At 67.2% G+C, this 12,599-nt stretch carries 12 protein-coding genes; all 12 read left to right on the forward strand.

Annotated elements, in window-relative coordinates; all coding sequences use genetic code 11:
• The first annotated feature begins 2 nt into the window (after positions 1 to 2).
• The gene (locus IEY31_RS13160) at positions 3 to 857 is read left to right on the forward strand and encodes an ABC transporter permease (RefSeq protein ID WP_229723592.1); all 855 of its coding nucleotides are present in this window, start codon (positions 3 to 5) and stop codon (positions 855 to 857) included.
• Positions 854 to 1,855: an ABC transporter ATP-binding protein gene (locus tag IEY31_RS13165; RefSeq protein ID WP_188972716.1), complete on the forward strand. Its 1,002-nt coding sequence runs from the start codon at positions 854 to 856 to the stop codon at positions 1,853 to 1,855. The genes IEY31_RS13160 and IEY31_RS13165 overlap by 4 nt, the downstream gene beginning before the upstream one ends.
• A complete protein-coding gene (locus tag IEY31_RS13170; protein WP_229723593.1) occupies positions 1,852 to 2,910 on the forward strand; it encodes an ABC transporter ATP-binding protein in 1,059 nt (352 codons plus the stop codon). The genes IEY31_RS13165 and IEY31_RS13170 overlap by 4 nt, the downstream gene beginning before the upstream one ends.
• A complete protein-coding gene (locus tag IEY31_RS13175) occupies positions 2,907 to 3,986 on the forward strand; it encodes a GntR family transcriptional regulator (RefSeq protein WP_229723594.1) in 1,080 nt (359 codons plus the stop codon). The genes IEY31_RS13170 and IEY31_RS13175 overlap by 4 nt, the downstream gene beginning before the upstream one ends.
• The gene (locus tag IEY31_RS13180) at positions 3,983 to 4,690 is read left to right on the forward strand and encodes a creatininase family protein (RefSeq protein ID WP_229723596.1); all 708 of its coding nucleotides are present in this window, start codon (positions 3,983 to 3,985) and stop codon (positions 4,688 to 4,690) included. Before IEY31_RS13175 ends, IEY31_RS13180 begins: the two co-directional genes overlap by 4 nt.
• Positions 4,687 to 5,727, forward strand: a complete 1,041-nt coding sequence (locus IEY31_RS13185) for a ketopantoate reductase family protein (protein WP_188972718.1) — start codon at positions 4,687 to 4,689, stop codon at positions 5,725 to 5,727. Before IEY31_RS13180 ends, IEY31_RS13185 begins: the two co-directional genes overlap by 4 nt.
• A complete protein-coding gene (locus IEY31_RS13190; RefSeq protein ID WP_188972720.1) occupies positions 5,724 to 6,497 on the forward strand; it encodes an SDR family NAD(P)-dependent oxidoreductase in 774 nt (257 codons plus the stop codon). Before IEY31_RS13185 ends, IEY31_RS13190 begins: the two co-directional genes overlap by 4 nt.
• The gene (locus tag IEY31_RS13195; protein ID WP_188972722.1) at positions 6,494 to 7,885 is read left to right on the forward strand and encodes a dipeptidase; all 1,392 of its coding nucleotides are present in this window, start codon (positions 6,494 to 6,496) and stop codon (positions 7,883 to 7,885) included. The genes IEY31_RS13190 and IEY31_RS13195 overlap by 4 nt, the downstream gene beginning before the upstream one ends.
• Positions 7,882 to 9,414 carry a carboxypeptidase M32 gene (locus IEY31_RS13200; RefSeq protein WP_188972724.1) on the forward strand — a complete coding sequence of 511 codons (1,533 nt, stop codon included), beginning with the start codon at positions 7,882 to 7,884 and terminating at the stop codon, positions 9,412 to 9,414. The genes IEY31_RS13195 and IEY31_RS13200 overlap by 4 nt, the downstream gene beginning before the upstream one ends.
• A complete protein-coding gene (locus IEY31_RS13205; RefSeq protein WP_188972726.1) occupies positions 9,411 to 10,166 on the forward strand; it encodes an SDR family NAD(P)-dependent oxidoreductase in 756 nt (251 codons plus the stop codon). The genes IEY31_RS13200 and IEY31_RS13205 overlap by 4 nt, the downstream gene beginning before the upstream one ends.
• 697 nt (positions 10,167 to 10,863) lie before the next feature.
• A complete protein-coding gene (locus IEY31_RS13210) occupies positions 10,864 to 11,355 on the forward strand; it encodes a universal stress protein (protein ID WP_188972728.1) in 492 nt (163 codons plus the stop codon).
• Positions 11,356 to 12,243: 888 nt separating this feature from the next.
• Positions 12,244 to 12,599, forward strand: a 356-nt coding sequence (locus IEY31_RS13215; RefSeq protein ID WP_188972729.1) for an ABC transporter substrate-binding protein, incomplete at its 3' end; no start/stop codon positions are given.

Below are 12,599 nucleotides of genomic sequence, written 5' to 3' on the forward strand. Positions count from 1 at the left end.
CCATGACCACCATGCATTCCCCCGCGCTGGAGGTGGCCGCCCGCCCGCGCCGCCGCTGGCCCAAGCCCACGCTGCTGATCGGACTGGCGCTGCTGCTGCTGCTGCTCGTGGCGGCCCTGTTTCCGCGGGCGCTGGCCCCCTTCAGCCCCACCGACTTCGACTACGAGGCCTTGCTGAAAGGGCCCAGCGCCAAACATCCCTTCGGCACCGACAACTTCGGGCGCGACGTGCTGAGCCGCGTGATCTACGCCACCCGCATCGACCTTCAGATTGCCGTGTTCACCACCCTCTTCCCCTTCATCTTCGGCACGCTGCTGGGCGCGCTGACCGGTTACCTGGGCCGCTGGAGCGACGCCGTGGTGGGCCGCATTGCCGATCTGGTGGTGGTCTTCCCCTTTCTGGTGCTGGTCATCGCCATCGTGGCGGTGCTGGGGCCGGGCCTCACCAACATGTACATCGCGGTCAGCGCGGTGGGCTGGGTCAGCTACTGGCGGCTGACACGCGGCGAGGTGATGAACCAGAAAAAGGCTGAGTACGCACAGGCCGGCCGGGTGCTGGGCTACAGCCCCAGCCGCATTCTGCTGCGCCACCTGTTGCCCAACGCCGTGACGCCCGCCATCGTGTACCTGATGACCGACATGAGCCTGGGCATCCTGCTGGGCGCGTCGCTAGGCTACCTGGGGCTGGGCGCACAGCCGCCAACGGCCGAATGGGGCGTGATGGTGGCCGACGGCAAGAATTTCATGGCCACCGCGTGGTGGATCAGCACCTTTCCGGGCCTGGCCCTGACGCTGGCGGGCGTGACCTTCAGCCTGATCGGCGACGGGCTGGCCGACGCCCTGAGGCCCCGCGCATGACGCCACTACTGAGTGTCCGTGACCTGAATGTCCGCATTCCCACGCCCGGCGGGATGTTGCACGCCGTCCGGGGCGTGAACTTTGACCTGATGCCCGGGGAGGTGCTGGGCCTGGTGGGCGAGTCCGGCAGCGGCAAGAGCGTGACCCTGCGCTCGTTGATCCGCCTGCACCGCCCGCCGATCGAGATGACCGGCTCGGTGGCGTTCGGTGGCCAGAACCTGCTGGACCTGTCCGAGGCCCGGCTGCGTGACGTGCGCGGCGGGCAGATCAGCATGATCTTTCAGGAGCCGATGTCCGCCCTGAACCCGGTGTTGACCGTGGGCGAGCAGATCGGCGAAAACCTTCGAGAACACAAGGGTCTGCGGGGCAAGGCGGCGCAGGACAGAGCCGCCGAACTGCTGGACCTGACCGGGATTCCCAGCCCGCGCGCCCGCCTGTCCGATTACCCGCACCAGTTCTCCGGCGGCATGCGCCAGCGGGCCATGATCGCCATCGCGCTGGCCTCCGAGCCGCAACTGCTGCTGGCCGACGAGCCGACCACCGCCCTGGACGTCACCATTCAGGACCAGATTCTGCGGCTGCTGCTGCGGCTGCGTGAGGAGCTGCACATGGGCGTCATTCTGGTCACGCACGATCTGGGCGTGGTGGCCCAGACCTGTGACCGGGTGGCCGTGATGTACGGCGGACGGCTGGTGGAAACGGCGGGCGTGACGGACCTGTTCCACGCGCCCAGGCACGCCTACACGCTGGGGCTGCTGCGGAGCCTGCCGGGGGCCGGAGAGCACCGCCGCCCGCTGCAGCCGATTCCCGGCGGTCCGCCGGACCTGAGGTCGCTGCCGCCCGGCTGCCCGTTTGCGCCGCGCTGCGAATATGTGACCGACGAGTGCCGTGGAACTGAGCCGCCGCTGCTGGAAGTCGCGCCGGGCCGGTTCAGCGCCTGTGTTCATTACGACCAGTTGCCTGATCTGAAGGCCAGCCTTGAGGAAGTCGGCGTATGACCAGTTCACCCTCCCCGTCCGCGCCGCCCCTGACCGACAGCCCCCTGATGGAAATTCACGGCCTCACCAAGACGTTTCCGGTGGCGCAGAGCCTGCTGTCCCGCTGGCGTGGCCAGCCCAGGCGCGCGGTACAGGCCCTGACCGACGTGGAACTGACGGTGCGGCGCGGCGAGACGCTGGGCATCGTGGGCGAGAGCGGCTGCGGCAAATCCACGCTGGCGCGCACGCTGGTGCGGCTGTACGACGCTGACCGGGGCCGCGTCCGCTACGGCGAACTCGACGTGCTGGCGCTGCACGGCGCCGAGCTGCGGCAGTACAACCGTAGGGTCCAGATGATCTTTCAGGACCCGTACTCCAGCCTCAACCCGCGCATGACCGTGGAGACCGTGCTGCGCGAGGCGCTGAGTGTTCACAAGATGCGTCCCCCGGCCGAGCAGCCCGCCCGCGTCCGTGAACTGCTGCAGCTGGTGGGCCTGCCGCCTGAGGCCGCCGGACGTCTGCCGCACGAGTTCTCCGGCGGTCAGCGCCAGCGCATCGGCATCGCGCGGGCGCTGGCGCTGGAGCCGGAATGCCTGATCGCCGACGAACTCGTCTCGGCGCTGGACGTCTCGGTTCAGGCGCAGGTGGTCAACCTGCTGCTGGAGCTGCAGGAGCGTCTGGACCTGACGGTGCTGTTCGTGGCCCATGACCTGCGGCTGGTGCGTCACATCTCTCACCGGGTGGCGGTGATGTACCTGGGCCGGGTGGTGGAGGTCTCGGACACGGCGCAGATCTTCTCAGCCCCGCGCCATCCCTACACCCAGGCGCTGCTGGCTGCCGCGCCCACCCTGGATCCCAGCCGCCGCACGGCGGCCCCGGCCATCACCGGCGAGCTGCCCAGCCCGCTGAACGTGCCCAGCGGCTGCGCCTTCCGGACGCGCTGCCCGCACGCCTTTGACCGCTGCGCCACGGAGCGGCCCGCGCTGCTCAAGCTGGAGGATGGGCCGGAGGTGGCCTGCCACCTGTATGATTCCGCCGCTCCGGTCCATGCGGCTCCGCCTATGGTGACGCCATGAAACCGGCCGTGACCTCACCTGTGCCCGACACTGATCCCTTTGCCTGGCCGCTGGGCATTGACCGCAGTCTGGGGGTGCCGGTGGGGGCGCAGCTGCGCGGGCAGCTGGAATACGGCATCGCCTGCGGCGACATTCCACGCGGCGCGCGGCTGCCCAGCGTGCGCGAGCTGTCGCAGGAGCTGGGCGTGGCGCACATGACGGTGGCGGGCGTCTACAAGGAGCTGCTGGGCCTGGGCCTGATCGTGACCTCGCGCGGGCGCGGCACCTTTGTGGCCGACGTGCCGCAGCCCGCCAGCGGCCCTGATCCGGCGCGGCTGACCCGGCTGCTGTCCGACGCTCTGGCCCAGGCCGAGGGCGAGGGCTACAGCCTGCGCCAGATCGGCGAGGCCATGAACGCCCTGATCGTGCGCGGCGCCCGGCCGTCCCAGACCGGCGTGGGCGTGTTGCTGGTGGGCCTGTTCGCCGACGCCACCCGCAGCTACGCGGCGGACGTCCAGGCGGCGCTGCCGGCCGGCGACCGAGTGCAGGCGGTCACGCTCGGCGATCTGCGCTCGGGGCGCTCGGTGGAGGTGGCCCGCTGCGCCGATGTGGTGCTGGCACTGGCCCACCGCCTGAATGAAACGCGCGCGCTGCTGCCGGGGCGGGACGTCATTCCGGTGGGTTTCATCCCCTCGCAGCGCACCCGCGCGGCGCTGGCGGCCCTGGACCCCAGGGTCCGGCTGACCATCGTGGCCACCTTCGAGGAATTCTTGCCCACCTTCCTGAGCGGCGTCAAACGCTTTGCGCCGCATGTGTCCGTGATTCAGGCCACCCACCTGCAGGCCCCCAACCTGCCGGACCTGCTCGACGCGTGCGACGTGGCGATCTATGCCACCGGCTCCGAGGCCATCGGCACCCTGTTGCCCCACAAGACCGCCCTGGAGTACCGCCACATCGTCGACCCGCGCGACGTGGAGGCGCTGGTGCTGCCGGCGGTGAACGCGCAGCGAGCGGCCCACCACGCCGCGCAGTCAGCCGGACAGCCCCCCCAGGCCCGGACCACACCCCCGCGCAAGCCCACCAAGGAGCCGACATGACCGCGATTGAACAGATGAACTGGATGCAGGTGGAAGCCTACCTCAAGACCGATGACCGCTGCGTCCTGCCCCTGGGCAGCACCGAGCAGCACGCTTACCTGAGCCTGTGCGTGGACAACATCCTGCCCTGGAAGCTGGCCCAGGACGCAGTGGGCGACTCCGGCGTCCCGGTGTTTCCGGTGGTGCCCTACGGGGTCACGCCCTACTTCCGGGCATATCCGGGCAGTCCGGGGCTGCGGGTGCAGACGTACCTCGCGGTGGTGCGCGACCTGCTTGACGGCCTGCACGAGCAGGGCTTCCGGCGCATCCTGATGGTGAACGGGCACGGCGGCAACACCCCGGCGCAGGGGTTTGCGGCCGAGTGGATGGCCGATCACCCCGGCACGCAGGTCAAGTTTCACAACTGGTGGAACGCGCCGGGGGTCTGGGCGAAGGTGCAGGCCACCGACAGCAACGCCAGCCACGCCTCCTGGATGGAGAACTTTCCCTGGACCCGGCTGGACGGCGTGGAATTGCCCGATACGGAAAAGGCTGCGATTGATCTGAATTACATGCGGCTGCTGCACCCGAAAGCCCTGCGCGAGTATCTGGGCGAGGGCAATTTCGGCGGCCGGTTCCAGCGGCCGGACGCGGACATGCACGCGATCTGGGAGGTGGCGGTGGCCGAGACCCGCGCCCTGCTGGACGGCGGGTGGGCCAGGTGAACGGCCCCGATCCGCGGCGCATTCTGGTGTGGGGGGCCGGCGCCATCGGCGGCACGGTAGGCGCGTATCTGGTGCGGGACGGTTATGACGTGACCTTCGTGGACGTGGCCGCCGATCACGTGCAGGCCATCAAGGAGCGCGGGCTGAGCATCACCGGGCCGTTTGGAGACCTCCAGGTGGCCGCCCCCGCCTTTACCCCGGAGCAATTGACAGGCCAGTGGGACACCATTTTGCTGTGCACCAAGGCCCAGCACACGGCGCAGGCCGCGCAGGCCCTGGCCCCCCATCTCGGCCCCGACGGCGCGGTGGTGTCCATCCAGAACGGCCTCAACCCACTGATCATCAACGAACACATCCCGGCAGGGCGCGTGTTGGGGAGCTTCGTCAACTTCGGCGCGGATTACCTGGAACCTGGCGTGGTGCAGTACGGCGGGCGCGGCGTGGTGGTGATCGGTGAGCAGGACGGGCAGTTGACGGAGCGAGTCAAGCAGCTTCACGGCGTCCTGCAGCACTTTGAACCGGATGCCATCCTCAGTGACAACGTGTTCGGTTACCTGTGGAGCAAGCTGGCCTACGGCGCATTGCTGTTCGCCACCGCCGTCACCAACGACAGCATTGCCGACGCGCTTGACAGAGGCGAGGACCGCGCGATGTACACCGAACTGGGCCGCGAGGTCATGCGGGTGGCTCTGGCGCACGGGGTCACGCCCGAGGCCTTTAACGGCTTTGACCCGGCGGCCTTTCTGCCGGACGCGGGTGACGCGGCAGCCGCGCAGAGTCTGGACGAGATGGTGGCCTTCAACCGACGCAGCGCCAAGACGCACAGCGGCATCTGGCGCGATCTGGCCGTCAGAAAACGCTCCACCGAGGTGGACGCACAACTGGGCTGGGTGGCGCATTTCGGTCAGCAGCACGGCGTGCCCACCCCGTTGACCGCCCGGTTGATTGGGCAGATTCATGAGATTGAGGCGGGCACGCGCGAACTGAGCCGTGACAATCTGGCTGAATTGCGCGGCCTGCTTCAGGGCCAACTATGACGGCCCGCGAGCGATTTGCAGGCCAGACTGTCATTGTCACGGGCGCGGCGCACGGCTTCGGACGCACCATCGCCCACGCGTTCGCGTGGGAGGGGGCAGACGTCTGGGCCTGCGACGTCAACACCGACGGCCTGGGCGAGACGGCCCGGCTGGTGTATCACGACGGCCTGGTGATTCACACCCGCGCGGTGGACGTGGGCGACAACGTGGCTGTGTCGGCGTTCGTGGCCGAGGTCGCCGCGCACTCGGGCCGGATCGACGTGCTGGTGAACAACGCGGGCGGCGTGCGCGGCCAGGTGGGCCGCCCGATTGAGGAAATCAGTCCCGCCGACTGGCAGGCCATCTTCGCCGTCAACGTGGACGGGGCCTTTTTCTTCGCGCAGGCGGCGGCGCCGCGCATGAAAGCCCAGAAGTCGGGCCGGATCATCAACATCTCCAGCGGTGCGGGCCTGGGCATCAGCCTGACCGGGATTCAGGCCTACGCGGCTGCCAAGGCCGCCCAGATCGGTCTGACGCGCCAACTGGCCCATGAACTGGGCGCGTGGGGCATCACCGTCAACAACGTGGCGCCCGGTTTTGTCCGCAGCAATCCCACCACCGAACGCCAGTGGGCCAGCTACGGCGAGGAGGGCCAGCGCAAACTGCTGGACGGGATCGCGCTGAAGCGACTCGGAACGCCGGAAGACATTGCCAACGCCGTGCTGTTCTTCGCCTCAGAGGCGGCAGGCTGGATCACCGGGCAGGTCTTGAGTGTGGACGGTGGCAAATGAGCCACCTGGAGAATGTGCTCAATGCGCTGGGCAACCGCACCGAAGTCTCTCTCTCCGAGTTGATCGAGTTCGCCAGTATTCCCAGCGTCAGCGCGCAGCCGGCCCACAAGCCGGATATGGAGCGGGCGGCAGCGTGGCTCTCGGAGCGCCTGAAACGGGCCGGACTCCAGACGGTGGAACGGTGGCCCACGGCTGGACACCCTGCCGTTTACGCTGAATATCTGGAGGCGGGCGAGGACGCGCCCACCCTGCTGGTCTACGGTCATTACGACGTTCAGCCCCCCGATCCGCTGGAGAAATGGGACACGCCGCCGTTCACGCCCACGGTCAAGGGGGAGCGCCTCTACGGACGCGGGGTCAGCGACGACAAGGGGCCGCTGCTGCTGACGGTGCAGGTCGTGGACGCGTACCTGTCCACGCACGGTCAGTTGCCCCTTAACCTCAAATTCCTGTTTGAGGGCGAGGAGGAGGTCGGCAGCAAACATCTCAATGATCTCGTCGCGCAGAACGTCGGGCGTTTGAAGGCCGACTTCGTTCTGAGTGCCGACGGCGGCATGTGGAGCGCCGAGACGCCCTCGCTGACGGTGGGCGCGCGGGGGCTGGCGGCGCTGGAACTGACCGTGCGTGGCCCCGGCAAGGATCTACATTCCGGTCGACATGGCGGCAGCGTCCACAACCCGCTGCACGCGCTGGCGACGCTGATTGCTGGACTGCATGACGAGGCGGGCCGCGTGACCGTGCCGGGCTTCTACGACGGCATTGCCGAGCTGACGTCACCACAACGTGACGGCATCCGGCAGCTGCCCTTTACCGATGAGGCGTACCTGACCCAGACCGGCGCGCCCGCCGTCTACGGCGAATCCGGGTATTCCACCCTGGAGCGGCAGTGGCACCGGCCCACGCTGGAGGTCAACGGGATGTGGGGCGGCTACACCGGCGAGGGCACGAAGACCGTGCTGCCTGCCGAGGCGCACGCCAAGATCAGCTGCCGACTGGTGCCTGGGCAGGAGCCGGGACGCATCGCCGCGTTGCTGCGCCAGCATCTGGAGGACAAGCTTCCCCCCGGCGTGACGCTCGAAGTTCACGGCAGTGACCACGGCGCACGCGCCTACCACCTGCCCGAGGGTCACCCTGGCGCGGTGGTGGCGCGGGACGTGCTGGCCGGGCTGTACGGCGTTGCCCCGCTGGACGTGGGCATGGGCGGCAGCATTCCCGTGCTGGAAACCTTCCAGAGCGTGCTGGGCCTGGACACCGTGTTCTTCAGCTTTGCGGTGGGCGATGAGGACATTCACGCCCCCAACGAATTCTTCCGTATCCCCCGGCTGTACGAGGGCCAGAAAGCCTGGGCGCAGTTCTGGTGGACACTGGCCGAAAAGAGGCAACCATGAATGAATTCGAGCGCCGCTCGGCGGAAATCAATGACCTGTTGTGTGTCCTGAATGTCCTGAACTGGGACGCCCGGACACAGATGCCCGCCGGCGGCAGCGGCCCACGCGCCCAGCAGATGGCGACGGTCAGTGCGCTGGCCCAGGAAAAGTTGCTTGATCCGGCCTATGAGGCGGCGGCCCAGGCGGTGGGCGGCGAGGACGTGGAAACCCGCGCCGCCCAGCAGGCCCTGGACGCCATCTCGGCCCTGAAGCGTATTCCTGCCGGACTGACGCGTGAGCTGGCCCTGCTGAAATCCGAGGCGCAGGAGGTGTGGGCGCGTGCCAGAGCGGAGAGCGACTTCGGCCTGTTCGCCCCGCAGCTCACGCGCATGGTGGAACTGAACCAGCAACTGGCCGAGGCGCTGGGTTATGAAGGCCACCCCTACGACGCGCTGCTCAACATGTACGAGCCGGGCCTGACGGTGGACACGCTGATGCCGCTGTTCGCGCAGTTGCGTGCCCATCATGTGCCGCTGTTGCAGGCCATTCAGCAGCGGCCCCAGCCCCGTAGCGATTTCCTGAACCGCTGGTATCCGGCGGCCGCGCAGAAGCGGCTCTCGCTGGCACTGGCCCAGAAGTTCGGCTACGACATCTCACGCGGGCGGCTGGACGAATCGGCGCATCCCTTCGAGATCAGTTTCACGCGTCAGGACGTGCGGATCACCACCCGCATCCAGGAGAACTTCCTGTCGGGTGCACTGTTCGGGACACTGCACGAGACTGGACATGCCATGTACGAGCAGGGCGTCCGTCCGGAGCTGAGCCGCACGGTGCTGGCCAGCGATCTGCTGGGCCTGTACGCGGTGGGCGGAGCCAGTTACGGCACGCATGAGAGCCAGTCGCGGCTGTGGGAAAACCGCATCGGGCGCTCGCGGGCGTACTGGGATCTGCACTTTCCGCAGCTTCAGGTGGCGTTCCCCGAAGCGCTCGCCGACGTGGACACCGCCGCCTTCCACCGCGCCGTCAACACGGTGCGCCCCAGCCTGATCCGGGTGGAGGCCGACGAACTGACCTATGACCTGCACATCATGCTGCGGGTGGAGCTGGAACGCGCCCTGATCGGCGGTGAACTGGCCGTTAAGGACCTGCCCGAAGCCTGGAACGCCCGCATCAAATCAGACCTGGGGCTGGACGTGCCAGACGACGCACGCGGTGTGTTGCAGGACATCCACTGGTCTGCAGGCATGATCGGCTCGTTTCCCACCTACACCATCGGCAACGTCATGGCCTCACAGTTCTATGCGGCGGCCACACAGCAGAGGCCGGAGTTGGAAGCCACGCTGCTGCGCGGCGAGTATGCGTCTCTGCGCGAGTGGCTGACCGACAACATCTACCAGCATGGCCGCACCTACACGCCCCACGAATTGCTGGAGCGTGTCACGGGCCGCGGTCTTGATCCGCAACCCTATCTGGACTACCTCAGCGGCAAGTACGGCGAACTCTACGGCCTGGTGGCCAGCAACACAGCTCAAAAGGAGCAGACACTATGACCCAGCAGAACGGAACACTCGCAGGCAAGGTGGCCCTCGTGACCGGCGCAAGCAGCGGCATCGGCGAGGCGACGGCCCTGGCGCTGGCCGAACACGGCGCAGCGGTGGCGCTGGTGGCGCGGCGCAGGGACCGTCTGGACGAACTGGCGGGCAGGATCAAGGGCATGGGCGGCAAGGTGGCCGTGATTGTGTCCGATCTGGCGCAGGCCGGCCAGGGGGCGGACGTGGTAGGGCAGGCGGTAGGCGCCCTGGGCCGTCTGGACATCGTGGTGAACAACGCGGGCGTGATGCTGCTGGGCCCAGTGGCGGGCGGCGATCCCAGTGACCTCACGCGCATGATGGACCTGAACGTCACCGCGCTGATGCACCTCTCGCAAGCCGCGCTGGAAACCATGAAGCCGCAGAAGAGCGGTCATATCGTCAACATCTCCTCGGTGTCGGGGCGCGGGGCCAGTTCGCTGAGCGCCGGGTACAGCGCCAGCAAATGGGCAGTGGGCGGTTTCAGCGAGGGCCTGCGCCAGGAGGCCAAACAGGACCGGATTCGCGTGACCGTCATCGAACCCGGCGTCGTCGCCACCGAACTGACCGATCACATCACCCACACCCAGACCAAGGACATGTACGAGGGCCGCATCAAGGACATGGAGATGCTGCAATCAGAGGACATCGCCGCCGCCGTGATCTACGCCGTGACCCAGCCGGAGCGCGTGAACGTGAACGAGTTGCTGATCCGGCCTCTCGATCAGGGCTAAAGCACCCCGCCCACCGGCCCGGCCCTTTGGGTTGGGTGGGCCGGGCCGCTTGATGACGGCAGGTGACCCGGAACCGGATGAATGGGCGCCCAGTCCCTGACGTGGGGCTGCCGGTGCGGGGCAGGGGAGAGGTTGCGTACCACGGCAACGGCGCCTTCAGGCCGCTGGCCCAGCAGGACCGGGGTACACTGGAGGCGCCGGCTTTTTACCATGCGGATAGTTGACCCCGCCGTGTGGCGAGGGGGTGTGTCCAGGCAGGGCCACCGCCAGGTATGGGGCAAATCTTCGCTGACAGGCGCCGCCGGCATCTGCGGAACCACAGGCCGCTCACGGCGCTGCCCCTGCCGGGACAATGGGGCACAATGGGGCAAGCGTGTCCTGTATGCCGGTTAACATGACAGGTGGCGGTGATGGGCACACGCTCGCTGTCATTGCTTACAGCACGGCAGCCGCAGCTCAGGTGTCTGACCGTAATGCGCTGGTAATTCGGACGGGTCAACCTGTTCTCACACCGCCACCCGTCCTGATTGCCGATCAGCGTGGTGTGCCTGGTGTCAGGAGGGTCACCCCGGGCTTCCATCCTTCCCTGATTCAGGGTGCCCAGGCCGCAAGCAGGACCCCATCCGGTGGGGTGGCCGGAGGAGAGGGCCACGCGCGGCAGCGACTGCCCCGTCTGCTTCGTCAAAAGGAGAGCCCCATGTTTGAACATATCCTTGTCCCGATCGATGGCAGCTCCCTCAGTGCACTTGCTCTTCCCGTGGCCGCCGAGATGGCCCGGTGTCACCGCAGCACGGTGACGCTGCTGTATGTCGTGCCTCCACTGCCCGTGATTTACGGCGAATTTGCCTACGCGGTCAACGATGTGGAAACCGGTGTCCGGGCCAATGCCGAAGGCCAGCGTCTGCTGGAAGATGCCCGGACCGCGCTGGGATTGCCCGACGTCCGTCTGCTGTGCCTGCAAGACGGCGATCCGCGAATTGCCCAGGCCATCGCCGATGTGGCCGCCGAGCAGCGGTGTTCGCTGGTGGTCATGGGCACCCACGGCCGCAGCGGACTGGATCATTTCTTCCTGGGCAGTGTCGCCGAGGGCGTCGTGCGCCGGGTCGGGGTGCCGGTGCTACTGGTGAGGGAACCCAAGCCGGCAGCCGCTGGAAAGGGCGCTGCTGACCCGCCGAAGTTGGGCGTCTGACCCTGGCGCCGCGGGGCTTGTCGTGTGGTTGTGGTGACCGGTGTCTGGATCTGCCAGCCTCAGCCTGACGAGAGACGTGGCCGCCAGGGTGAGCAGCAGGTCGATTGGCGTTCGTGTTCCGGGATGGACGATGACCGTGCCATACAGCTGTCCACGCCGGAACGCGAAATCATCGACACCAACGACCTCAGAGACGGGCCGCGTGACTGGCAGGGGTAGCCGTGCGGCACGCAACACGGTGGACGCACTGACCACACCCTGCATCCGGGTGAGCGGCGCGGCACCCGCATCGGCACCGAGCACGACCGAGACAGGCTGAATGGTTGTGTTCGCCTGCCGACTCCGACGAACGTAACCGGACAGTCCAACGACACATCGCTAGCAAAAGGGCTGCTGACGGCACGACGGCTCCGGACATACGAAACAGCAAACGGACAAGTCCAGGGTGACGGCGCCCTCACAGGCGCGGAGATCGCTCCATTGACGGCGACAGCGGCTGCGATTCGATCACTGCAGGTGCCGCACTTCGGACACACCGAAGTCGGTTGGAGGCTGGTGGCCACAACTGCCGCTCTTTTTTCGCCCAGTACGTCGTCCAGTCGAAATTCAGGCCTCTGTGCCAGGAAGAGGGCAGAGGGTCCCTCGTTTTCCACACCACAGTGGAGGCCAAGTCCCCGAGACGATCATCAAAAGTGACGGTGAACCTGAGTCGTGGCTTCACTCCAGACTTACGGACCCTAGACAGCGGCTTCACACCGTCCTAAGCTGTAACTCATTAAAGAAATCCACCTCACCTTCTCGGGTGAAGGCTTTCCTTTATGGCTGCGGAACGTCTCCGCAGGCAGCGGCGCTCCAGATCTGAAATGCAGGTGTCCCGGAGGCTTGACCATGAAGCGAACGAAGACGGCAGTTGGTGGGTTGGTGTTGCTCTCGCTCTTCCTTGGTGCCGGCGCCCAGGCGCAGGACACGATCAACGTCGGGGCCAACATCGGCAACGTCCCCTGGCAATTCCAGGACGCCAGCGGGGCCAATGTCGGCTTCGAGATCGAACTCGTCACCGAGATCGCCAAGAACCTGGGCAAGAAGGTCAACATCGTCAACACCCCGTTCAACGGCCTGTTCGCCGCCGTGCAGTCGGGACGCATCGACGTCGCCATCTCCAGCATCACCATCACGAAAAAACGGCTCGAAACCGTGTCGTTCGCGCAGCCCTACTACGACTCGGACCAGTCCCTGACCGTGGC

Origin of the sequence: Deinococcus aerolatus, from assembly GCF_014647055.1 — a bacterium.
GTDB lineage: Bacteria > Deinococcota > Deinococci > Deinococcales > Deinococcaceae > Deinococcus > Deinococcus aerolatus.